Here is a 24,110-nt window from a genome sequence, read left to right on the forward strand (position 1 = left end):
GAGCGAGCCTGCTCGCGAACGCGGTGGGTCAGTCAAACTGATAATGACTGACATACCGCATTCGCGAGCAGGCTCGCTCCCACAGTGGTTTTTGTGTTGCTGAAAATTCAGCACTTACCTTCAAGAATCGCTGCATAGCCTTCGCGATAACTCGAATACTTCGGCACCCACCCCAACGCTTTCGCCCGCGCATTGCTGCAACGCTTGCTGCCAGTGCGCCGCACACTGGCGTCTTCCGCCCATTCAGTCACGCCCAGATACTTGCGCAACCAGCCCACCACTTCGGCCAACGGCGCTGGCGCGTCATCCACACCGATATAGAGCTCGTCCAGCTTGATGCCCTCGCGGTCTTTTTCCAGCAAGAACGCCAGCAGCCCCGCTGCATCATCGGCATGAATCCGATTGCCATACAGCGGCGGCTCGACTGCCACGCGATACCCGCGACGCACCTGAGTCAGCAGCCACTCGCGGCCCGGGCCGTAAATGCCGGTCAGGCGCAGCACACTTGCCGGAATGCCGCTATTGAGCGCGACCTGCTCGGCCTCAAGCATCAAGCGACCTGAATAACCGGCCGCGACAGTCTCGGAGGTCTCATCCACCCATGCTCCATCCTGCTGGCCGTACACGCTGCTGCTCGACACAAAGATCAGCCGCTCAGGCACTTGCCCATAGTCGTCCAGCCAGCTCAGCACGTTCTGCAAGCCTTGCACGTAGGCCTTGCGGTAGCCCTCTTCATCGTGGTCGGTGGCCGCAGCGCAATACACCAGATAATCCACGGCACCCACCGGCCAGGTCGCCGGGCATTCTTCGTTGAACAGATCGCCGGCGACGCCGATGACACCCTCCGGCAGCTTGGAAACGTCGCGGCGCAGGCCACGGACTTGCCAGCCAGCCGCCAGCAATTGCGTGGCCAGACGACTGCCGACATCACCACAACCGGCAATCAAAACAGAAGGCGCGGACATCAGAAAACTCCCATCGGAAAGGCACAGACTAGCTCTGGCACAGGACGAACGGCTAGCAATGAAGGAAAAAAAGTTACTCTATTACTTTTGTTAACAAGAATTACTTGCAATAATGCACGCCACTTTTGTTCTCGGCCTCACGAGGCCTGGAAGAGCAACAACGTTTTTCTATCTCAGGTCCGGCCAGCATGACACGTAATCAAACTCCCGCTTCGCCAACCACTCGACCTCGCGCCTGGAGCGCCGTCGCGGCTCTGTTGCTCAGCCTGATGCTGGCACCGACCGCCGCCTTCGCCGACGCCCAAGCGCCCGCCACCCCAGCCGCCACCGAGCAGAGCGCACCCGCTGCCGCTCCGGCTGCACCGGCCGCCACCGATCCGGTGCAGGCTGTCGACGCGGCCGACGCACCTGAAGTTCTCGAAGCCGACAACACCTTGGGCATGGCCCACGACCTGTCGCCGTGGGGCATGTACCAGAACGCCGACATCATCGTGAAAATCGTGATGATCGGTCTGGCCATCGCATCGATCATCACCTGGACCATCTGGATCGCCAAAGGCTTCGAGCTGATGGGCGCCAAGCGTCGTCTGCGTGGCGAAATCGCTGCACTGAAAAAAGCCACCACCCTCAAGGAAGCCAGCGCTACCGCAGGCAAGGAAGGCACCCTCGCCAACCTGCTGGTGCATGACGCGCTCGAAGAGATGCGCCTGTCGGTCAACAGCCGCGAGAAAGAAGGCATCAAGGAGCGTGTCAGCTTCCGCCTCGAGCGCCTCGTTGCTGCCTGCGGTCGCAACATGAGCAGCGGCACCGGCGTCCTCGCCACCATCGGTTCGACCGCACCGTTCGTAGGTCTGTTCGGTACCGTGTGGGGCATCATGAACTCGTTCATCGGCATCGCCAAAACCCAGACCACCAACCTCGCCGTTGTCGCACCGGGTATCGCTGAAGCCCTGCTGGCCACTGCACTGGGTCTGGTTGCGGCGATCCCTGCGGTGGTGATCTACAACGTCTTCGCCCGCTCCATCGCCGGTTACAAGGCGCAGGTCTCCGATGCCTCGGCAGAAGTCCTGCTGCTGGTCAGCCGCGATCTCGACCACCAGCCTGAGCGCAGCTCGCAGCCGCACATGGTTAAAGTGGGGTAATCGGCCATGGGCCTGCATTTGAAAGAAGGCGCAGACGACGATCTGGCCGAGAACCACGAAATCAACGTCACGCCGTTCATCGACGTGATGCTGGTGCTGTTGATCATCTTCATGGTGGCCGCGCCGTTGGCCACTGTGGACATAAAAGTCGACCTGCCGGCCTCGACCGCCAAACCGGCGCCGCGGCCGGAAAAACCGGTGTTCCTCAGTGTGAAAGCGGACCAGCGCCTGTTCCTCGGTGACGACGAAGTGAAAGCCGAAACCCTCGGCGCTACCCTCGACGCCAAGACCCAGGGCAAGAAAGACACCACCATCTTCTTCCAGGCCGACAAAGGCGTGGATTACGGTGACCTGATGAGCGTGATGGACAGCCTGCGCGCCGCCGGTTACCTGAAGGTTGGTCTGGTCGGACTTGAGACGGCAGCCAAGAAATGATCACGACGCGCCATAAGCTGACGCGTTACAGCGGTAGCCTGGCCGTGGTGCTGGGCGTGCATGCGCTGGCCATCGCGCTGGCGCTGAACTGGACTGCCCGCCCGCCCATCGAATTGCCGCCGCAGGCAATGATGGTCGAGCTGGCCCCGTTGCCTGCCCCGCCACCGCCGGCTCCGCCGAAAGTCGTCACACCGCCGCAGCCACCGGCTCCGGTGGAAGAATTGCCGATTCCGAAACTGGCTGAAGCACCGAAAGCGGAAATCGCGGTACCGAAACCCAAGCCGAAGCCCAAGCCAAAACCGCCGAAGCCGGTCGAGAAAAAACTGCCAGAGCCGCCGAAGGAAAAACCTTCCGAGGAGAAACCGGCCGATACGCAACCGACCCAGGCACCGACGGAGAAATCCGCCCAGCCGGCACCGGGCCCATCGCCAGCTGAAGTGGCGGCCAAGGCCAGTTGGCAAGGCGCCTTGCTCGCGCATCTGCAGAAGTACAAGAAGTACCCGCAGAGTGCGCAGTCGCGGGGCAAGGAAGGCTTGAATCGTCTGCGTTTCGTGGTCGATGGCGAAGGTAATGTGCTGTCGTTCGAACTGGTGGGCCGCTCTGGCAACGCTGATCTGGACCGGGCCACCCTGGACATGATCCGCCGCGCGCAACCGCTGCCCAAGCCTCCGGCCGACATGCTCAACAACGGCTCGATCGAAATTGTTGCGCCGTTTGTTTATTCGCTGGAACGTCGCCGCTAAGCAACACCGCAATACCTGTGGGAGCTGGCTTGCCAGCGATAGCGGTGTGTCAGAGAAGGATTTATTAGCTGACCCACTGCAATCGCTGGCAAGCCAGCTCCCACAAGGTTCTCCGCCAGCCGAGAGAACCAAGCCAAGAGGCACCGAAAGGTGCCTTTTGCGTATCTGCCTGCGGCAAACCGTCCTCGACCGGTGTCGCACTCAGCCCGCAGTCTGATAACGTGCGTCTATCGATTGCAGCCGGTATGCTTGGCGCGCATCTTCATGGACGCTTGCTATGACCCTCACAGAATTACGCTACATCGTTACCCTCGCCCAAGAGCAGCATTTCGGCCATGCCGCCGAGCGTTGCCACGTCAGTCAGCCGACGCTGTCGGTGGGCGTGAAGAAACTTGAAGACGAACTCGGTGTGCTGATTTTCGAGCGCAGCAAAAGCGCCGTGCGCCTGACCCCGGTCGGCGAAGGCATCGTCGCCCAGGCGCAGAAAGTACTGGAACAAGCCCAGGGCATTCGCGAACTGGCCCAGGCCGGCAAGAATCAGCTGACCGCGCCGCTGAAAGTCGGCGCCATCTACACCGTCGGCCCGTACCTGTTCCCGCACCTGATCCCACAACTGCACCGGGTTGCCCCGCAGATGCCGTTGTACATCGAAGAAAACTTCACGCACGTGCTGCGCGACAAACTGCGCAACGGCGAACTCGACGCGATCATCATTGCCCTGCCGTTCAACGAAGCCGACGTGCTGACCCTGCCGCTGTACGACGAGCCGTTCTACGTCCTGATGCCGGCCCAGCACCCGTGGACCAAGAAAGAGTCCATCGACGCCGGCCTGCTCAACGACAAGAGCCTGCTGCTGCTCGGTGAAGGCCACTGCTTCCGCGATCAGGTGCTCGAAGCCTGCCCGACCCTGACCAAAGGCAACGACGGCGCCAAGCACACCACGGTGGAATCCAGCTCGCTGGAAACCATTCGCCACATGGTCGCGTCCGGCCTGGGCATCTCGATCCTGCCACTGTCGGCGGTGGACAGCCATCACTACGCCCCGGGCGTGATTGAAGTGCGCCCACTGACCGCGCCGGTGCCGTTCCGCACCGTGGCGATCGCCTGGCGCGCCAGCTTCCCACGGCCGAAAGCCATCGAGATCCTCGCCGATTCCATTCGCCTGTGCTCGGTGGCCAAGCCAACGGCGCCGGTTACGGCCGGTTAAGCGAGCGTCATGACGGAGCTGTCGCAAGTGTCGGTGACGGCACTCAAGGGTGTCGGTGAGGCCATGGCCGAGAAACTGGCCAAGGTCGGCCTGGAGAATCTGCAGGACGTGCTGTTCCACCTGCCGCTGCGTTATCAGGATCGCACCCGCGTGGTGCCGATCGGTGCGTTGCGCCCGGGGCAGGACGCCGTGGTCGAAGGCACCGTCAGCGGCGCCGACGTGGTCATGGGTCGCCGCCGCAGCCTGGTCGTGCGCTTGCAGGACGGCACCGGCGGGCTGAGTCTGCGTTTCTACCATTTCAGCAACGCGCAGAAGGAAGGGCTCAAGCGTGGCACGCGGGTTCGCTGCTACGGTGAAGCCCGGCCCGGCGCCTCAGGCCTGGAAATCTATCATCCGGAATACCGCGCGATCATCGGCGATGAACCGCCGCCAGTCGATGAAACCCTGACCCCGGTCTATCCGCTCACCGAAGGCCTGACCCAACAGCGCCTGCGCCAGTTGTGCATGCAGACCCTGACGCTGCTCAAGCCGAACACCCTGCCCGACTGGCTGCCGACCGAACTGGCCCGCGACTACCAACTGGCGCCGCTGGCCGACGCGATCCGTTACCTGCACAACCCGCCCGCCGATGCCGATGTCGATGAACTCGCCCTTGGCCATCACTGGGCGCAGCATCGCCTGGCGTTCGAAGAACTGCTCACCCATCAACTGTCGCAACAGCGTCTGCGTGAAAGCATGCGCTCACTGCGCGCCCCAGCGATGCCGAAAGCCACCAGGCTGCCACCGAAATACCTGAAAAACCTCGGCTTCAACCCGACCGGCGCGCAACAGCGCGTCGGCAACGAAATCGCCTACGACCTCAGTCAGCACGAACCGATGCTGCGCCTGATTCAGGGTGACGTTGGCGCGGGGAAGACCGTGGTTGCCGCCCTCGCCGCACTGCAAGCGCTGGAGGCCGGTTACCAGGTCGCGCTGATGGCGCCGACCGAGATCCTCGCCGAACAGCACTTCATCACCTTCAAGCGTTGGCTCGAGCCGCTGGGCATTGAAGTGGCGTGGCTGGCAGGCAAGCTCAAGGGCAAGAACCGCGTCGCTGCGCTGGAGCAGATCGCCAGCGGCACGCCGATGGTGGTCGGCACCCACGCGCTGTTCCAGGACGAAGTGCAGTTCAAGAACCTCGCGCTGGTGATCATCGACGAACAACACCGCTTCGGCGTGCAGCAGCGTCTGGCGCTGCGGCAGAAAGGCGTCGGCGGGCGCATGTGCCCGCATCAGCTGATCATGACCGCCACGCCGATTCCACGCACGCTGGCGATGAGCGCCTACGCCGACCTCGACACCTCGATCCTCGACGAACTGCCGCCCGGGCGCACCCCGGTGAACACCGTGCTGGTCACCGACACCCGCCGCGTCGAAGTCATCGAACGCGTGCGCAGCGCCTGTGCCGAAGGGCGGCAGGCCTATTGGGTGTGCACGCTGATTGAAGAATCCGAAGAGCTGACCTGCCAGGCCGCCGAAACCACGTTTGAAGACCTCACCGCCGCCCTCGGCGAATTGAAAGTCGGGCTGATTCACGGGCGCATGAAGCCGGTCGAGAAAGCCGCAGTGATGGCTGAGTTCAAGGCCGGCAACCTGCAACTGCTGGTCGCCACCACCGTGATCGAAGTTGGCGTCGACGTGCCCAACGCCAGCCTGATGATCATCGAAAACCCCGAGCGTCTCGGCCTCGCGCAACTGCACCAGTTGCGCGGTCGGGTTGGTCGGGGCAGCGCGGCCAGCCACTGCGTACTGCTTTACCACCCGCCGCTGTCGCAGATCGGCCGTCAGCGTTTGGGCATCATGCGCGAGACCAACGACGGTTTCGTCATCGCCGAAAAAGACCTCGAACTGCGCGGCCCCGGGGAAATGCTCGGCACCCGTCAGACCGGCCTGCTGCAATTCAAGGTCGCCGACCTGATGCGCGACGCCGACCTGCTGCCCGCCGTGCGCGACGCCGCCCAGGCTCTGCTGGAGCGCTGGCCGACCCACGTCAGCCCATTGCTTGACCGTTGGCTGCGCCATGGGCAGCAATACGGCCAAGTGTGAGCACCGTCGCAGTTTGTGCAGGATCGTTCCTACAGAGCTGGTTATACTCCTGCCATTGTTTCAAAAACGGATACAGACCATGACCGAAGCTGCTCTCGTCCCCGAATCTCCGCAAGCTCCGTCTGTTATTCGGCTGCTGCTCAACAAGCTGGGCGTTGCCTACGAAGAAGTGCTCGACCACCACGGCCTCAATGCCTCGCGCAAAGTGCAGGCCGTGTTGCTGGACGACGCCGTGGGCGCGTTGATGGTGCTGTTTCCACAGAGCCAGTTGCTGGATCTCAATCGCCTCGCCGAACTCACTGGCCGCCGCCTCACAGCCGTGTCCACCGAGCGTCTGGAGAAGATGCTCGGCAAACACAATCTGAGCCTGTTGCCGGGCCTGCCAGCGCTGACCAGTTCGCCGTGCCTCTACGAAGAAAGCCTGCTGCGCGAGCCGAAGCTGCTGATCAACTCCGGCGAGCCGGGCCTGCTGCTGGAAATCAGCAGCGAAGACTTCAAATCGATGCTGACCAAGGCCAGCGCCGCCAACTTCGGCGAAGCCCTGAGCAGCATTCGCCCGAACCTCGACCGCCCGGACGATGACCGCGAGGAAATCACCCAGGCCGTGCAGGCGTTCACTGCGCGGCGCATTCAGCAGCGTCTGGAAGCGACCATCGAGATTCCACCGCTGGCCGAAACCGCGCAAAAAATCATCAAGCTGCGCGTCGACCCCAACGCCACCATCGACGACATCACCGGCGTGGTCGAAACCCGGCGCTGGCCGCGCAAGTGGTGAGCTGGGCGGCGTCGCCCTACTACGCCTCGCCGGGCAAGATTCGTTCGGTGGAAGACGCGATCGTCCGCGTGTTGGGCTTCGATCTGGTGATCAACCTCGCGCTGGGCCTGGCCCTCGGCAAGACCCTGAGCCTGCCCAAAGACCACCCGCAACACACTACGCCGTACTGGCAGCAATCGATCTACACCGCCGCCGTCATCGAAGGCCTGACCCGCGCCATGCCCCGCGCCCAGCGCCCGGAAGCCGGCCTGACCTATCTGGCCGGTCTACTGCACAACTTCGGTTACCTGCTGCTGGCCCACGTGTTCCCGCCGCACTTCTCACTGATCTGCCGCCACCTGGAGGTCAACCCGCACCTGTGCCACAGCTACATCGAGCAACACCTGCTCGGTATCAGCCGTGAACAGATCGGCTCGTGGCTGATGCGCTACTGGGACATGCCGGATGAGCTGGCCACCGCCCTGCGCTTCCAGCACGACCCAAGCTACGACGGCGCCTACGCCGAATACCCGAACCTCGTCTGCCTGGCCGTGCGCCTGCTGCGTAGTCGCGGGATTGGCTCCGGGCCGGATGAAGATATTCCGGATGCCCTGCTTGAACGCGTCGGCCTGAGCCGTGACAAAGCCAACGATGTCGTCAGCAAAGTGCTTGAGGCTGAAGTGCTGCTGCGTGAACTGGCTTCGCAGTTCAGCCAGACCTGAAAAGCTTCGCGGGCAAGCCCGCTCCCACAAGATCGATGCGATCTTCAGGAGCGGGTGCGTTGCGGCCAACTGTTGATTATTGGCGTAATCAACCGCGGTACCGAATCACCCAGCCCTGCGGGTTCGGGAAGCTTCCAATGAAATACCCTCCCACTACAATTCGGCCGTCCGCCAGTACCGTCATGTCATGAAGAGCCTCCAGGACCCCGGCCTCGTCGAAGATGCTGAACCCTGTGCCGTTGAATGACAGGTCTGGTGTTCCGTCCGCCAAAAACTTCGCCGTGATCGCACTCGGATCATCGTCGGTGACTCCGATTCCGGTGTCGCCGCTGACGACGATTGAACCGTCAGGTCGGGCTACACAGCGCAACCATCTCAAACCTTGCGGGACAAAGTCGGATAACAACGGTTTACCATTATTGAATACGAGATTGTAGGAGCCTTTGGACGTGAGGACCGCAATCACTCCACGCATGCCACCGTCCTTTACGGCAGCCCCTGCAAGAACAATTTTGCCATCCACAATTGAAATGGCGGACAGGTGCATCTCATCCTCACCAGAGATGATCACGACGCCGTTACCGCTCTCGCCGAATGACCTGTCGATCTTGCCGTTAGCGTCGAATCGAATGACGTAAGCGCCCGAAGATGGCCCGCTATAGCTGCCGCCAACCACCACAGCACCGTCAGGTTGATGCGCGACCAGCTGCGCAGAACTGTGTTGGTGTGCAATGCCAGCGAGCTCGACAAGCGCGAAACCCGTGCCATTGAACGTGGTGTCGTCGGAGCCATCCGCATTGAGCCGCATGACGATGCCGCTCACACGGCCAGTGTCGTCTTCGACGGAGCCGACCAGCAGGATTTTCTCGTCTTGCCGCAAGACATTGTCGCCATGACCCGCGCTCCCCATCTGCGCATAAGGAATGTATCGCACACCCTGGTCAGCAAAGTTGTGATCCAGCCGTCCATCTTTGTCTTGTTTCACGACAACCAGCCCGGCAGAAACATCAGGCCCATTGTTCTGGTACTCGGCACGAACGAGCCAACCGCCATCCGGGAGCAGCGTCAACTCGAGCATCGAGTGCATATACAAACCGTCCTTGAGTGAAATCTCGACGAATCCGGTCTTTTCTTCACCAAAACCGAGGTCCAGTTGGCCGTCCTCCAGAAGCCGGGCGATCAGCGTTTCCAGGCCATCCTTGCGTCGACGAACAGCCACCAGCAACTTGTTGTCCGGCAGAGCCAATACCGCTCTTACGTCAAACTCAGACAATTCTCCAAGCGGAAATCTGACAATGCCGTTTTCGCCAAAAGACGGATCAAAATTCAGCGTGCCACTCGTCAGGTTTGCGCTTAGATAGCGAGTGATCCAGCCATCCACCCGGGAAGGGTCAGAAAGGCTGGTGTGGGTCATGGACACCACTATCCGACCGTCCTCCATGATTGCCAGATCCCGAGGAAACACTGGCCCCGCGACGTCATCGGAGAGCGTATAGCCAATACCGTTGAAGGCCGTGTCCAGTTTGCCGTCAGCAAGAAAGCGCGCGGTCATTACCGCTGAATCCCCGGCACCAACGACAATGATCGAACCGTCGAGCTGTGATGTATGCCACCACGTCAACCCGTCTGGCAGTAACGGAGAAAACAGAGGCTGGCCATCATTGAATACAAGATTGGCCGCTCCACTGGCGGTCAGCACAACCACTAACCCGCCGTGGACGTTTTCTTGCCAGGCATCACCGACCGCAACGATCCGGCCATCACTTCCCCGCACCGAAATGGCTTTCAGAGAGCGCTCGCCATCCTCGTTGAAAATCAGCTTCGCCTGGCCATTGTTGAAATCCTTATCCAGCTTCCCCGCTACGTCCAAACGTGCCAGAAAAACTCCGGAGCCTGTCTCACCATTCTGAAAAACGCCGCAAACCAATACTTTGCCATCGCCTTGAACAGCGATAGCGCCGGCGGTGCTCGAGGTGGCACCGACATCCACCAAGACGTACCCCGCGCCGTCAAATGATGGATCGAGCGAGCCGTTTGTCAAAAGACGCATCACGACGGGCGATGGCCATGGCTCATCGATCAGCAGGAAATGGAGCAGGACGATTTTGCCATCGGCCTGCTGAACTGCAGAGCCGGTAGAGGCATTTGTAGCGGGGGACTTTTGGCTTGACTTCGCCCCTGCCGACGACGCAGGCGTGGAGCTTGGGATCTTGTAGAAAGAAAATAAACTCACCCCGTTATCGCCGAACGAATCGTCCAGCTCACCGTCGCCTTTCAAGCGGATCATTGCTTGGCCGGCATCGACGGCCTTCTGTGTGAAGTATTGAACGCGCACCAGCCAGCCGCCGTCCCGCAACGCATCGAGCCCAAACACGGTGCTGATGCTAGCGCCGTTTAAAGATATCTCGACGAAACCCGTCTCATGACTTCCGAAGGACTTGTCGAGCGTACCGTCTTCGGCCAATCGGGCGATTGCCAGCGGCGCATCATTTCCTTCCAGAGGAAGAGCGACCAGCAACTTCCCGTCGGGAAGGGCCAAAACGGCCGCAGCCTCATGGCTAGCGATGCCCGGTATCGGCAACGTCAATAAACCATTCAGGGCAAAAGAGGGATCGGGGGTACCTGGGGTGGTCAAGTCCTGAGCCTGAGTCATGTTCTTGCTCCATCAAGTGCGTTGCGTCCTTTACGGGACCGGAGCTTGAGTAGAGCATCGCGAAGATGAGCAAAGCACCTGACAGAAATGACAGTTCGACCGTCTTTACAGGCCTGAATAAAGACTTTGCGAGCCAAAGAACGCACGATTCTTCATCGTGCTTCGCTTGAAGCCAACCCGAAAAAGTCTCAAGCCTTGGCCTTTGCCTTCCTCGGCTTCAAATACTTCATCAACCCCTGAAACCACATCACCAGCGCCGGATTACCCTTCAACTGGATCGACTTGTCCTGAATCCCCTGCATAAACGCCAACTGCTTGTTCTTCGCCTGCATCGTAGCAAAGCCATAACCGGCATCTTTAAACGCAATCGCAAATGCCGGCTCCGGCACCACGCCAGACTTGCTGGTGATGCGCTGATCCTTGACCACGAAATGCCGCGCCACTTTCCCGTCCAGCGTCTGCAGCTGAAACACCAGATCCTTATCACCCAACTGCTGCTGGAACGCAGGATTTGTCCGGCTGGCCTTACCCATCAACAAACCCATCATCCACAGGAGAAAACGAAATTTCATGCGCACAGCCTCAAAAGGAAAATGAACGGCCGGGGCAGTGTAAGGGATTCGAACGATAACGCCAGTATCTGAAGCTGTTGGAAGAGGATGCAGACCATTTCCCGCACGATGACTGCCAAGTCACGACTCTACGTTCACCCCTGATCGTTCCCCCGCTCCGCGTGGGAATGCATCCCGAGACGCTCCGCGTCTCACCACTCACCTTTCCTACACCTGTTGAAACACATCCCTGTAGGAGCCGGCGAAGCCTGCGATCTTTTGATCTTCCGCCCCGCGGATCTATGGGAAATTTCCTGCGAAGTGCGGGGCTGTCCATGAACTAGGCGAGCTCGAAGATCACCGATAGGCTTTCTGCGTCATCGGGTATTCGGTGACCGGATGTGCAAGTCCGAATTCGGGAGCAATTACTTCTTACTCCAAGGGATTTACACCGATGACCAATTCAACTACCAACACCGAGGACACCTCCCCCTACATGAAGCCGCCGAACGCGCCCTCGATCACCACTTCTGCAAATCCGACCTCCCTCAGGCCCCACGCCGCGAAGGCCTGTTCAGCCTGAACCCGGACATCGACGCCGAAGCCCTCCTGGCCAACGCCTCGGAAGACCTGCTATCCATCAGCATCATCGCTGCGGACCTTGCGGACGACATAGATGGCTCACGCCGCTCGGTTGCATTGGCATTGAGTAGGATGGCGGACGGGGTCAGATTGATGGTGGAAGGGACGCTTGATCACATTGAAGTGCGGAACATGGCGGCCAAGTTTTAGCGAGATTCACGGATGAAAAAGAGGGGGCGTTGAGCCCTCTTTCTCGATGATCACTGTCTTACCACCGACAGCCTGTCTCTGCAGATGCATCCATGGTGATGTCTTGTTCAAATGAATACCTCTTTCCGGATTTGTAGTTCGTGTAAGTCATCCCGTAAATTCGAGCACCCTGGCTGACCATTTCATATTCGCCTGTCAGCGAGTCTTCGGACACTTCTACCCAAGTTGTCGTGAACTGAGAAGGCCGCCCCTCTGCCATGACTTCCTCTTCGACACCCCGATAGACCAGTGGAATGACCTTTCGGGACTTCGTGTACTTGACCCCTGCTCCGCTCCACCGTGCGACGGTGTCGTAAAAGGATCGAAACTCGAAATTGATGTTCTTGCCTTCCAACGAACGGAAGCAGGAAACCTCGGTAGTAACCTCACCTAGGGCAGTCAGCGGTATTAGAAGAAGCGCAGAAATAAACGCAAACGACGATTTCAAACCGATCATTCCTTAGCGACTTATGGGCAATTGAAAGTGCATTTCTGCGAACTTTACGGAAATAGGGCCCGAATCATTTCTTGGAAACTCCAGCACTGCGCTCACCCACCCTCGCCGGGATCTTCGAAACCTTCCCCGCTTCAGACATTCGCGATGCGTATTGCTTGTAAGCCGCCACCGCCCGCTCTTTATCGTTCACGGCCCAATAACTGTCAGCGAGATTCAGGTAAGCAACCGTCCTGTTTGGGTGGTTGGCAATCACTGCATTGAGCAACTCAATTGACTCAGCGTAGTAACCCGCCTCGCCGAGCAGAAAACCGAGATCGTTGGACCAGCCGGGACGCTGCGGGTAGTAGTACTTTGCGACGATATAGCTATCCGGGGGACAAGTGTCATGCGAGCCACCGCCCATCAACGCGTAGCTCATCGTATCCTTGAAGGAAGAGTCATCACCCTTTCGGTAGGCTGCCAGCGCCATATCCAGCAAATCAGCCGAATTGACGGTCATCAATTTCTTTCTAACGCCCTCAATACTGCCAGTACGAGCAACCTGCAGCTTCTGCAGCGCTTCACGCCCGTCGAAAGAAGCGAGAGTGATTGGGCCCAATGTCTGCACCGGCAACTCCACTACGCTGACAAGCGACCGATCACAGGAGTCGTTGTTCGCCACTTCCAGCAGAGCTTTCAGCTCAAACTGCTTTGAACCTCTGTTGAAGGCGAACAACAGGTTGAAGTTGTAAACCGCGTTATCTTCTTCGCTAGTTACCAGCGCGATGTAATCCCCAGCCTCAACGAACGGCTGCTTGACCACAGCTTCCTCAGCCTGCGGATCAATGACAGTCATCACGCCAGGGCGACCTTTGAGTACATGGACGCTGAATACACCCTGAAGCGCAGACGAGTACTGACTTTTTATCAGAGGCAGCGCCTTCGACGTATCGAGCAAAATTTCCTCATTACGTGCCTGCACCGGCGCGATCAACAACCGGTTGGAGGCCTCGTCCGCATCCCCTGTCAGAACAAATACCTTTTGCCGTGATGCATCACCCAGCAAGCTTGCCGGAATTTCCTTGAGGACTTGGGGCGCAGCAAGCGCGGAAGAACCCGGTACAGCGACACAACAAGTTAGAGCGCAGAGAACGCTCTGCAATACGCGTTTCACTTTCTTCAATCCTTGATTCAATCAAATGATGTCCAAATACGTTCCAATTGAGCCCCGATTAGGCACCGGGTTCAGGCGCGCCGCATTTCAGCTCTTTGATTTGCTCGTTCTTGATCGGAATCACACAAGCGAGGCGCTTCTCTCCGAGACCACGAAGCTCCGTCAAACTGAGCGTCACGTGCAACCCATCCTCGGCAAACACATGATCCTCAAACCCGGCATCGGCATAGTCCGTCCAAAATGCCTTGCCCTCGAAACTGCAAAACCGCTTGGAGGACAGCACTCTCCAACCGCCGTTGGGCGCCAGTATCTGGACCGTCAGACATGGGCTGCCAAAGGTGCTGACATAACGTGCCACGACATCGCCGAAGCGCTGGGAGCTGGACAGGTACACCTTGTTGAGATCGACCACATTACCCGGCTCATCAGCGACGATTGTGTCCAGGTAGGCCGCACGCTCCAGACTCAGTCTGGCCATGCAGTTGCTGATCGTCGTGACATGCGCTGCCACCCCAGGCTCGATTTCCGTGGCTTCAAGCGGGCACGTGGTGTCGCGTAGCTTGATCCAGGCGCGCTGGGATTCTCTGGCCATGGCGACCAGCGCCTTACCCTGCTCAGGGTCGCGCCGCTGTTGAGCCTCAAACCGTCCCAGCAGTTTCTTGTAGCTGGCATTGAGTTGCGTGTCGGCTTCTTTGCGAGCTGCCTCCACACACCGATCAACCTGGGCGCTAACGGTGATTTCTTTGCAGTCGTCCTCGGCCATCGCAAAAGAGGCAAACAGGCATCCAAAGGACAACGCGATAAAACGCGCAAACATGTTCAATTTTTCATTCCCTGAATGACGGATCGCTCAACGACACGTTGAGGTATTTTCTGCGCCTTGCCGTCGGCGCTCATCGCGTCGCGGTACTGGCTGTAATAGCTCTGCGCTTCATCTTTGCGATCAAGGCGCCAGAGCGAGTCGGCAATGTTCAACATCAGTACCGTGCGTTTACCAACGGCCTCAACGCCGCGATAAAACTTCAGCGCCAGCTCATCTCTACCGCCCTCGGCCAAATAGAAGGCCAAGTCGTTGAAAGCTTGAACATTGCGCGCCGGTGGGTGACAAGCCATGTAGGACTCTGGACTTATAGTGCGAAGATTGAATGCGAGTTCTTCCACGCGAGATTGCGGCATCTCAATATTTGAGACCTGCTTCAATAAGTCCTTTGGAGACGGCGTGTGCATGACGAGGTCAGGCGCATCCTCTTCCCCGAAAGTCCACCGATTGCCCTCCCACTTGCCGTAGCAAAACCTGGCTGCGTGCTGACTGAGCACGCAACCGGTCTCCATCGAAATGACCCCGCAACCAGTTTCCTCTGTCGGGATTTCTTCACCCTCCTGGCCAATGACAACGCCATACAGAGTCTGAAGGAGGAACAATGTTTTCTTGTCGGGACTTAACCAAGTCTCATGCGTTTCAGTACCCACCGCGGGTACATAGAGGGGAAACGTTTTTCCATTGGCGGTAAACGAGGCAACCGCCGACTCCGCAGCAGGCCTGCCCCATGTCTTGTCCTTCAGCGTCACTAAGTGCCCGCCAACCCCCACGATCTGAATATTTTCAGACAAGGCATTGGCTGAAGCTGACAGGCTCATGACAATCATCATCCGCTTAAGGCTGCCCGCGAGAAGACGGTTCATCCACTCACTCCTCATTCCATCGGCGACGATTCCACGTCGGTCATGCTCAGCAGTCGAAATTCATTGTTCACAAACTCGTAGTAACGATCCCGGTTACCGCTTTCCAACGCATTCCCTTGGGCGTCCTCTTCACCGTCGAGCGTGACGCCGGAGACGATGATCAAGCGGCTGTCGGGCTGGTAGACCATGCCGAAGGTGCTGCCCTCGTAAGCATTCGGCAGACCTCCAACCACTTCACCGGTCTGGGCGTCCAGCACTTCGCCGCAAATGGCGCTGCCGCCACAACCGAGCCTGTGCAGGATGTAATGGCCGGCGAAGTTGACCTTGCCTTGCAGGGCTTGCACCCGTGCCTGATCCATCATTGGACTGCTGTTCTCTTGCGGCACCAGTTTATGGTTGGGCCCGTTGAAAACTGGCGTGACGGTGTAATCCTTGAAGGCTGGATCGGCAGCGAATGCCATGGACGCGGCAGCCAATATCAAGCTGCCGAGAAGAACTGAAAATCCTTTCACGCTGTAGCTCCATCTATGCAATGCATCGTCAACATGCTCACTCGAAGGCGATGCTCCGCACTGCTGTTTTGATTTCTTCAAATCCTTCAACGCTTATCGCCAACGGGGCGGATGAGCCCGACTCCGCGGACCCAATCAGTACCTGTTCGTTATGCATAAGGCAGAAGGTGATGCGACTGAACAGACGTCGACTCTCATCGTGATAACCGATGATGAATCCTGACGACTTTGCCCCCTTCAGCGACTCAAACGTGTAGGTTTGCGGATGCCCCGCCAACAACGTTGGCCCCCAGCCATGATCAGTCAGAGTCGCCGGACACTTGCGGTCGTTGGCTTCACGCAACAGCTGCAACTCCATCGCGCCATCGGCCGGCAACTGCTGACTAGTGAGAGCGGAAAAACTTCCCGCACTTTCACACATAACACCAAACCATGGCTCGCTCAGACCCGCTGACTTTTCGAAATTCCACTCAGCGCTGTTTGAGCTTGGTGCCTGCCACAAGTGCGGCGCGTTCAATTTGTTGGGAAGTTGTTTTGTCGCAACGAATACCAGATCAGGCGAATTGAACTGCAGCCATTGATCTTGCGTAAGCGTCATCGAAAACCGGCAGGGTGTCATAACCACCAAGGCGGTAACTGGCCCTTGAGCGGCCTGCGATTGACCGAGAGCATCACCGATCAACACGGTCTTGTCGGCAATGGCATGACTAACCTGCGTGAGGGCAAAACCAAAGAGCAGTCCGCGTAGATATCGAGGCTGTATGAAACTCAACGGTGATACATCAGCCACGGCTCTGCTCGCTCGATTCGGTCGCGCGATAGCCTTTCCGACAGTCATGTCGATAGAGCCAAAACAGCGGCGGCAACAACACCAGCAACGCAAAACCGTCGAGCCACAGGTGCGACCAGACCTGTTGTTGCGCCGAGAGCCACATGTCCTGCGGCGCCCATAACAGGATGCCGGCGATCAACCAGCCCCAGACTGCCGGGACTTTCAAGCGATTGCCCAGGTGCACCAGCGCGAACATGTACAGCGAATAACTTTGCAACGTCGCGCCGAACAGCGCGAGCCACCAGACTTGTTGTTCGTGGCCGGCGGTGGGAACCGCATCGGCACCCCAGAACGACAGTTCGAGGACTTGCAGGTAGCCATCGAGCAAGCCGGAGTCACCGGCCCAGGTCAGGGTAAGACCGGCGAGGATATGCGTGATCGCAGCGGCATATAGCCAAAGCACCAACGCTGGGCGAAGCGAGGAAGAAGAGGCTGGCATTCCGTGTCCTGAGCGCGTTCCTTGGGGGTGGGAAGTTTAAAGGAAAATCGCGGTCCTCAGATGCTCAAGCGTTAAACGTTTTAGCGTGAGGGATTCAGACAAAACTTGTGCAAAACCGCCTCAAACAGCCCCTCGAAATTCAAATGCAGTGGCTGGCTTTGATCGGCGCCGTGGCTGACGATCCCAATCGCCCCACGTTGAAGAGGCCCAACTGATCACCCTTGTCAGCCGCCATTTGATAACAGGCTAACGCCCGCGATATATCCTTCGTTCCTAACTCCCCACCCTCAAAGGTAGAGGCCAGGTAATTCATCGCGTCCGTGGAGCCCATGGTAATCGCCCGAATAACCTGCTCTTCTGCCTGCTTGGGGTGAAGGCAAGGGCCGTTATAGTCGGTGGAGTTTCCTGAACAAAGAAACGTCGCATAGCCCATCGCACCCTTTGGTATTTTCGAAGCCGCTTTGAACAAAGCCTCAACCTTAGGGGTTTCTAACTGAGGTGCCATTTGCGAAAGACTCAGGCTTGCCGCCGACAGGCTGGCCTGTGCATCACCTGACTCTGCAGCACACACAAAATTCTCCAGGGACGCCTCAATCAACTCCGCAGTCAGCCGGTATTGCTCAAGAAACCCCAGCCCACCTAAAGCTTCAGCACGCTGATCACAGAAGTTCTCGGCGCGGCTCATTCCCGGGTTCTCTGTTGCGACAAGATCCTTCTCACTGATCGACCAATCCTCAATCCCCTCAAGCACCCAGCACGCCTGACGAGAGAAGTTGAAGATCTTGATATTGCTGTTGCCCGCTCGCTTATCCACCACGTTGACGTGACTGTCGTCGACCTCTTCGATCTCGACTCCAGGCGTTTTGCCGGGTGTGATGGCGGCCATCAGCGGATAGGTAAAAGTAGCTCCACTGACACCCGAGGTGGAAGGCTCAAAGGTGCTACGTTCCTTTCCCGCTACCGGCTTCAACACGAGCGACTTGACCGTCATCGCAGTCAGGCGGCGCTGTGATTCGCTGTTGGCGGAAAATGCTGTCAGGAAAGGCGCGAACTCCTCCGAGGGGCAAGCGTCTCTGGTGGGTGCCGTCGAAGTGCTCTTGTCGGATGCAAGAGCAGGGACAATCTTGTCCAGATATGCCGAGCGCTCGCGACTCATTCTGGCGATACACGAGTTAACGGCAAACACATGCGCTGGCATCCCCGTCTCGATTTCGAATGCCTCCAAAGGGCAGTTCGCATCGCGCAACTTCAACCACGCACGTTGCGACTCTTTGACCTTCGCGGCGTACTCCGCGCCCAATGCCGGATCCGCTCGATAGTCAGACTCAAGTCGCGTCATCAGCTGCTTGTAGCTGACATTCAACTGCGTATCGGCAGCCTTCTTCGCCGCCTCCGAGCAGGGCACCATTTCCAGACTTGAGGTGACTTGGCTGCAATCATCCTGCGCATAGACAGATGAAAGCGGCAGCAGCACGGCCAGCAGCGTAAAAGCAAAACGGTTCACTGTGTTCATCCTTGAGTCTTTCAGGCTTTGCGTTTGGCAACGGGAAAATGGGCAAAGACCACGTTTTTGGATAACTACTCAAACGCGGTCTACCGCCATTTAATTATCTGCATCACCGCGACCCGCAATCAAAAAATCGGAATCTGAAAACGCATTCTCCCCATGCACCGATCTTTAGCCTCGCCGAACAACCTGGATGTTATCGCGCAGTTTTCTTCTGCATATCCTTTCCAAGCCGATCCGAAATCTTCGTTATCGCCGACAAACTTCAAAGCTTCCGAATAGTTCATAGCGGTGACTTTTTCATTAACTAGCGATACAGCCTTATAAAAACCATCCCCTATGACGCCGGTCCGAAGATAAACAAGTTCAGCCACACGAAAACTCGTCAACTGTTTCTTACACGACAATTGCTCAATCGGAGACTCTCCGCCCTCTTCATCATCGTTTTTGCAGTATTCATCCCTAAGGATTATCCATTTTTTTTGCGTAGAAAGCAGCTCCGCCCTAGTTGATGAATCGAGCTCAGCAGACAAAGCTTTGTATTGCTCATTCAGGACTTTATCAATTTTTTCAAACGACTTCTGAGAGCAGCTGACAATGTCAGGATTCGTTGAATTAACCGAGCTACAATCAACATCGGCCGACGCAGCGCCGGTAGAAAGAAATACGACCGATAAAATAGAAAAGACTTTCTTCGTCACTTCCAGCAATTGCATTTCAACGCCTCCTCAAAAAATACCGCTTCTTTTTCACGTCTAGTGGCTACACCGACGGTATTAGGGTCATTTTCCCAAAGCCGCTTCATGCTACGTAGCCGGGATGGAATCAGTTCGGGCTTATCGTTATCGAAATCTTCTTTTATCTGTTTCATCTCTAGCCGCTTCAACGCCTTAGCGGGCGTATTCCCTGATAAGGAATTGCCCCGATTTACTACAAGAGAAAGTAATACACCCTGACAATCCGGATGCAAATTTATAGCTTTAGGGTATACATCAACAACTTGTTGCGCATACCGTTTTTTCATAATGACAGCTAACTTTAAAGCATTATCCTTACTGATGGATATCGAGCTGACGTTGTGCACATAATCGCGCGCATCTTGACCTTTCTTGCCAAGAGCTCCTTTTAATCTTTCTATTTCTTCAGGGGTATACAGGTCTTTAAGCTCCGCATCAACTCTCGCTGCTGTTTGCTGCCCAAGATCGTAACCATAACCTATCGTTATTCCACTGCTATCATCAGGTAATGCATATGGATGTTCTCGATAAGCTTCGATTGCCAACAGAAATTCAAATAGTTTCTTCGATACTACATATGGCCCAACTGTTGTGTCGAGGGTATAGACTTCGGCCTTGCACTTCTCAGGACAGCCGGACAAGAAACCGCCCAACAAACCAAGCAAATGAATATGCTGAACATTATTATCAACGGTTATGCCATGTTTCCCGACTAGCTTATCCCACCAACTCAAGCGTTCAATTCGAAGTTTTTCTTCCACCCAATGCTGATGAGGATCCGAGACACTATGCCCAATCAGCTCGTCCAGCGAATCCCATTTTTCTTTTTTGAACTGCCACTCGCTTTCGTAACGCGTAACCATTTGAGATATCGGCTGAGAAAACCAAGGCTTGCTTAACGCTTCTTTGATTTCCGTAGGTGTAAGTTTGTTGTCGCCGTTTTTATCAAGCATTTTGTACAAATGCTGCTTAGCGGGGCCGTCATTGGCATTTCCAACGTTTGGCAAATATGTCGCTCGCTCTTCCTCGGTCAAATTTTCCTGAGCATGGAGAGATGCCGCGAGGTGGTCCGCATTACTGACAGTTTCTTCGATGAAACTGAAACCTTCCCACTCAAAGGGTGAATGCCGCGATAACTTGGTATCTGGCTCTGCAAACCATCCATTGAGCTCATTCCCGTCGGCATCACCTAATACCCCGTCCAGGCGCCACCACAACGTATAGGTAGTGCTTCCTCCCATGACGACAGGAACCTTTATTTTTTTCTCAGCCGGTAAAGCTTCCAGCACTCCGACAGGAACCAGAAAATCATAACCAACCGTTTTGTGCGGATCAGTCACTTTAGGTGGATTGGTAGAGCCCATTCCCTCCACGTGAGTAACCACCACGCTGCCTTTAGGAATTTTCACTAGCGTTCTTTCAGCTGCTGGCAGTCCCGCAGCCTTCTCTTTGCTCAGCGCGGTGAAGGCCTTCACGTCTTCACAGCTGAACAGCTCAACGTGCAGTACATTGTTGGGGGCCGAATCGGAGTGATTCTGATACTTCCCTACATGTCCAATCATACTGCCCGCGGTAATCGGGAATGGAGTCGCCAAGACATGCACGGCGTCCTTTTCTGCTGGCTCACTCTTGGCCTCAAGTAGCCCTTCCCAGACATATCCAAGCACCTCTCCCGCTGCCAGCGGCGGAACAGCATTCCCACTGACGATCTCCAGCAGTTTCTGGTACTTGCCACGCGTCCCGTCGTTTCCGATTTTAACTTGCGTACCGTGCGGCAAAATTGCTTTCACAGCGCCTGACTGGCTGGCAGAGGCGCGTACGACAAGACCTTTCTGAGGCGGAGTCATTGGGTCTTTGGCAGCGGCACCAATGACGTAAGTATTTGGCGTTGGTCCTGCGGTCATCTCTCTTTTGAACACCCAGCCTGTACCCGGAGGCAGGTCGGTACTGGCTGGCGTGACGCTGACAACCTTGAGCCAACCATTGTGCTCTTCGCCTGTCTCGACAACCGTGCCGCGATTCAAAACTGTCAATACCGTTGCATACCCGGGCCTTCCTCGTGGTTCCTGGCGGACACGTAAGCCCAGGAGTTCGTCATTGGCACTTGTCTTCACCTGCAAAGTACCGCCGCTCCAAAAGGCCGGCCGTGGCAGTGCAGGGGTTTCTTCGTAGCTTTTCCATTGCAACAAATGCATATACAGACTGAAAAAGGTAAGACTCGGGCCGGGAACGGGTGCTGCAGGAGGAGAACCCGGCGGTACCGCCGGCGCTGGCGGCATCGGCACTTCCAATCGGTGTTTGACCAATACAAAGCCAGTGGAAAAATCGGACTGGCTTGTACCGAAATTCGACTTGGGATAGGCGCTATCGATTCGATAGGCAACCACTTCACCGTCCGCTATGCATCGGACTTCTGTCGAGTCCTGCACCAGACCCGAATCCTCATCGAAATGCACACCACCATGCCAAAGCCCATTGGCCCCAACGGATAGTAGCCGTCCTTCGCTTTGGCTAACGCCTTGTAGAACTGCTGCGGATCGGTCGCTTCAGCTGCCCCGACTTTGAGGGGATACGACCATTTTTGAATTTTGTTCGTTGTCTCTGTCATTACCAATTACCTGAATTCTGATCCCTGGTGGCTTGGATTGCCGTCGATGTCTTACCCGGAAAAATTGAGCATGCGCTTCGGTTTGCGTTTGATCTTCTCCTCAGACGCATTCAACAACGCCTGATCCATCAAACTCCCCGCCTTATCCTTATCCGCCGCCCCCGGCAGCACCGGCGGTTTAATCCCGATGCCAGTACCCGACCCAGCCGAGCCCCCAGCATTGATCTTGATCACCGGCCCAACCACCGTAACCCCACCGCCATCAAGCTTGATAAAGCTCCCACCCCCAAGAATGGTCAGCTCCGTCCCCGCCTCAATAACGATCTTGTCCCCAGCCTTGAGGTGTATCTCTTTCCCCACGCTGGTCAGCTGCGCAGTCCCCAGCTTCACATGCTGGTTCTGCCCAATCGTCAGGTGATCATCCAGCTTCGCTTCAACCTTGCGATCGGAGATCGTGGTGCGGTGTTCTTCAGCCTTCAGCTCGGTGTAGGTGTTCTTCACCACCGTGTCATGACGTTCATTACCGACCCGAATCTTCTGGTCATGCTCAACGTTTTCATCCCAATCGCGCTGGGCATGAATGTAGATCTGCTCCGCACCTTTCTTGTCTTCAATGCGCAGCTCGTTATAGCCACCGCCCCCCGGCGAGCTAAGCGTTTTGAACACGCTGCGCGTCTTGTTCGCCGGCAAGGCGTACGGCACCGGGTTTTCCTTGTGGTACAGGCAGCCGGTGACGAGGGGTTGGTCGGGGTCGCCTTCGAGGAAGGTGACGAGGACTTCCATGCCGATGCGCGGGATGCTGATGGCGCCATAGCGGTCGCCGGCCCAGGAGCTGGAGACGCGCAGCCAGCAGCTGGTTTTGTCGTCGGCCAGGCCTTCGCGGTCCCAGTGGAATTGCACTTTGATGCGGCCGTATTGGTCGCAGTGGATTTCTTCGCCTTTGGGGCCGGTGACCATGGCGGTCTGGCTGCCGAGCACGCGTGGTTTGGGGTGTTCGAGGGCCGGGCGGTAGAACACGTCCCACGGGGTGGCGAGGAAGGTGTTGCGGTAGCCTTGGTGGAAGTCGTCCTTGTTGTCGGTGGTGTCGCTGGTCACGCCTTCTTCGAGGACTTGCGGTTGTTTGCCTTCGTGGAAGATTTCGGTGAGCAGCCACAGGTCGTTCCACTCGCTGCGCGGGTGGTCGGACATTTCCATGAAGTGGCCGCTGACCAGTTTGGTCTGGTCGCCGCGACCTTCGGCCTGGCGGTAGTCGGCGCGATGGCGTTCGAGGGCGCGTTGGCTGAGGAACTTGCCGCGCGCGCGGTCGATGAAGCGGCCGGGGTAGTCGTAGTCTTCGAGATCCGGTTCAGTGCTGTCGCCGTCCGGTTTGTAGGCCGCTTCCATTCGCAGGCGCGGTTTTTCGAAGTCGTAGTCGCGGCGCGTGGTGCGCGTGGTGCGGGTTTCCAGGCGCAGTTTGAAGGCTTTGATCACCGGCTCGTCGGCGACCATACCGCTGCCCTGCACATAAGCAGTTGGCTGCCCCAAGTTCTGGAACACGGTCTGGTCGTCGCCGAACACCAGCAGGTGCGCTTTTTCGCTGTGCTGGAAGTGGTAGTGAATGCCTTCTTCTTCGCACAGGCGCTGGACGAAATGCAGGTCGGTTTCGTCGTACTGCACGCAGTAGTCGCGATCCGGGCACGGCTGGCTGAGCTGGAAGCTGTAGGCGTTGCTCTTGATGCCGTGCTCTTCGAGGATCAGCGCGATGATCTTCGGCGCCGACATCTGCTGGTAGATGCGCTGGTTGGTGCGGTGACGCAGGTATTGCAGTTGCGGCACGATCGAGACTTTGTAGCGGGTCAGGCGCTTGCCGGCATCGCCCTGGGCGACGCGGTAGATCTGCCCGTGAATGCCCGAGCCCTGGGGATCGAACGCCAGGAACGCCTGCTTGTGCAGCAGTTGTTCGAGGTCCAGATCGGGGTTTTCGCTGACCAGTTCGAGGTCGAAGCGATACGCCTGGCTGATGCCTTCGGTGCCGGTGAACGACAGCACTTGCAGGTCGCCGACGTAGTCTTCGACCTTGAGGCTGAAGTGGGTTTCGTTAGCTGAGTTGAACAT

Annotated in this window: 20 protein-coding genes and 1 pseudogene; 7 read left to right on the plus strand and 14 right to left on the minus strand. The window is 57.4% G+C overall.

What is annotated here, in order from left to right; translation table 11 throughout:
* Positions 1 to 107 precede the first annotated feature (107 nt).
* Complete coding sequence (locus tag BXA01_RS15330; protein WP_076564547.1) at positions 108 to 965, minus strand: SDR family oxidoreductase; 858 nt, start codon at positions 963 to 965, stop codon at positions 108 to 110.
* 188 nt (positions 966 to 1,153) lie between these two features.
* On the opposite strand from BXA01_RS15330, the gene exbB reads away from it, so the two are divergent.
* The 6 genes and pseudogenes from exbB to BXA01_RS15360 all read left to right on the plus strand — a co-directional run bounded on the left by exbB (position 1,154) and on the right by BXA01_RS15360 (position 8,053).
* The gene (exbB, locus tag BXA01_RS15335; protein ID WP_024014803.1) at positions 1,154 to 2,107 is read left to right on the plus strand and encodes a tonB-system energizer ExbB; all 954 of its coding nucleotides are present in this window, start codon (positions 1,154 to 1,156) and stop codon (positions 2,105 to 2,107) included.
* Between the two features lie 6 nt (positions 2,108 to 2,113).
* On the plus strand, positions 2,114 to 2,542 hold the full coding sequence (gene exbD, locus BXA01_RS15340; RefSeq protein ID WP_016772535.1) for a TonB system transport protein ExbD: 429 nt from the start codon (positions 2,114 to 2,116) through the stop codon (positions 2,540 to 2,542).
* Positions 2,539 to 3,285 carry a TonB family protein gene (locus tag BXA01_RS15345; protein ID WP_076564548.1) on the plus strand — a complete coding sequence of 249 codons (747 nt, stop codon included), beginning with the start codon at positions 2,539 to 2,541 and terminating at the stop codon, positions 3,283 to 3,285. Before exbD ends, BXA01_RS15345 begins: the two co-directional genes overlap by 4 nt.
* Positions 3,286 to 3,562: 277 nt before the next feature.
* Entirely contained in the window at positions 3,563 to 4,492 is a 930-nt protein-coding gene (locus BXA01_RS15350) for a hydrogen peroxide-inducible genes activator (protein WP_016772533.1), read from the plus strand.
* Positions 4,493 to 4,501: 9 nt separating this feature from the next.
* Complete coding sequence (gene recG, locus BXA01_RS15355; RefSeq protein ID WP_076564549.1) at positions 4,502 to 6,577, plus strand: ATP-dependent DNA helicase RecG; 2,076 nt, start codon at positions 4,502 to 4,504, stop codon at positions 6,575 to 6,577.
* Positions 6,578 to 6,656: 79 nt separating this feature from the next.
* Positions 6,657 to 8,053, plus strand: a pseudogene (locus BXA01_RS15360) (aminoacyl-tRNA deacylase and HDOD domain-containing protein).
* Positions 8,054 to 8,141: 88 nt separating this feature from the next.
* Here BXA01_RS15360 and BXA01_RS15365 read toward each other — a convergent pair.
* Both BXA01_RS15365 and BXA01_RS15370 read right to left on the minus strand, forming a co-directional pair.
* Entirely contained in the window at positions 8,142 to 10,706 is a 2,565-nt protein-coding gene (locus BXA01_RS15365; RefSeq protein ID WP_076564551.1) for a hypothetical protein, read from the minus strand.
* Between the two features lie 188 nt (positions 10,707 to 10,894).
* A complete protein-coding gene (locus tag BXA01_RS15370; RefSeq protein WP_056790828.1) occupies positions 10,895 to 11,278 on the minus strand; it encodes a hypothetical protein in 384 nt (127 codons plus the stop codon).
* 378 nt (positions 11,279 to 11,656) lie between these two features.
* On the opposite strand from BXA01_RS15370, the gene BXA01_RS15375 reads away from it, so the two are divergent.
* A complete protein-coding gene (locus tag BXA01_RS15375; RefSeq protein WP_231990977.1) occupies positions 11,657 to 12,049 on the plus strand; it encodes a DUF6124 family protein in 393 nt (130 codons plus the stop codon).
* Positions 12,050 to 12,107: 58 nt separating this feature from the next.
* Here BXA01_RS15375 and BXA01_RS15380 read toward each other — a convergent pair whose 3' ends face one another.
* The 11 genes from BXA01_RS15380 to BXA01_RS15430 all read right to left on the minus strand — a co-directional run bounded on the left by BXA01_RS15380 (position 12,108) and on the right by BXA01_RS15430 (position 24,110).
* Entirely contained in the window at positions 12,108 to 12,536 is a 429-nt protein-coding gene (locus tag BXA01_RS15380; protein ID WP_076564553.1) for a hypothetical protein, read from the minus strand.
* A 73-nt stretch (positions 12,537 to 12,609) separates the two neighbouring features.
* Positions 12,610 to 13,698 (minus strand): tetratricopeptide repeat protein, encoded by a 1,089-nt coding sequence (locus BXA01_RS15385; protein WP_076564556.1) that lies wholly within the window; start codon positions 13,696 to 13,698, stop codon positions 12,610 to 12,612.
* A gap of 58 nt (positions 13,699 to 13,756) precedes the next feature.
* A complete protein-coding gene (locus tag BXA01_RS15390; protein WP_076564559.1) occupies positions 13,757 to 14,515 on the minus strand; it encodes a lysozyme inhibitor LprI family protein in 759 nt (252 codons plus the stop codon).
* A 2-nt stretch (positions 14,516 to 14,517) separates the two neighbouring features.
* Positions 14,518 to 15,381: a tetratricopeptide repeat protein gene (locus tag BXA01_RS15395; protein ID WP_076564562.1), complete on the minus strand. Its 864-nt coding sequence runs from the start codon at positions 15,379 to 15,381 to the stop codon at positions 14,518 to 14,520.
* 11 nt (positions 15,382 to 15,392) lie between these two features.
* A complete protein-coding gene (locus BXA01_RS15400; protein WP_076567737.1) occupies positions 15,393 to 15,842 on the minus strand; it encodes a hypothetical protein in 450 nt (149 codons plus the stop codon).
* 88 nt (positions 15,843 to 15,930) lie between these two features.
* Positions 15,931 to 16,683, minus strand: a complete 753-nt coding sequence (locus BXA01_RS15405) for a hypothetical protein (protein ID WP_231990978.1) — start codon at positions 16,681 to 16,683, stop codon at positions 15,931 to 15,933.
* Positions 16,676 to 17,164: a cell division protein gene (locus BXA01_RS15410; RefSeq protein ID WP_076564565.1), complete on the minus strand. Its 489-nt coding sequence runs from the start codon at positions 17,162 to 17,164 to the stop codon at positions 16,676 to 16,678. The genes BXA01_RS15405 and BXA01_RS15410 overlap by 8 nt, the downstream gene beginning before the upstream one ends.
* A 139-nt stretch (positions 17,165 to 17,303) precedes the next feature.
* Positions 17,304 to 18,668: a lysozyme inhibitor LprI family protein gene (locus tag BXA01_RS15415; RefSeq protein WP_076567743.1), complete on the minus strand. Its 1,365-nt coding sequence runs from the start codon at positions 18,666 to 18,668 to the stop codon at positions 17,304 to 17,306.
* Between the two features lie 128 nt (positions 18,669 to 18,796).
* Positions 18,797 to 19,387 (minus strand): lysozyme inhibitor LprI family protein, encoded by a 591-nt coding sequence (locus BXA01_RS15420; RefSeq protein ID WP_076564567.1) that lies wholly within the window; start codon positions 19,385 to 19,387, stop codon positions 18,797 to 18,799.
* Positions 19,369 to 21,864: a pesticin C-terminus-like muramidase gene (locus BXA01_RS15425; RefSeq protein ID WP_331717071.1), complete on the minus strand. Its 2,496-nt coding sequence runs from the start codon at positions 21,862 to 21,864 to the stop codon at positions 19,369 to 19,371. The genes BXA01_RS15420 and BXA01_RS15425 overlap by 19 nt, the downstream gene beginning before the upstream one ends.
* Positions 21,865 to 22,067: 203 nt before the next feature.
* Complete coding sequence (locus BXA01_RS15430) at positions 22,068 to 24,110, minus strand: type VI secretion system Vgr family protein (RefSeq protein ID WP_076564570.1); 2,043 nt, start codon at positions 24,108 to 24,110, stop codon at positions 22,068 to 22,070.

It is taken from the genome of Pseudomonas sp. B10 (assembly GCF_900156235.1).
Lineage (GTDB): Bacteria > Pseudomonadota > Gammaproteobacteria > Pseudomonadales > Pseudomonadaceae > Aquipseudomonas > Aquipseudomonas siliginis.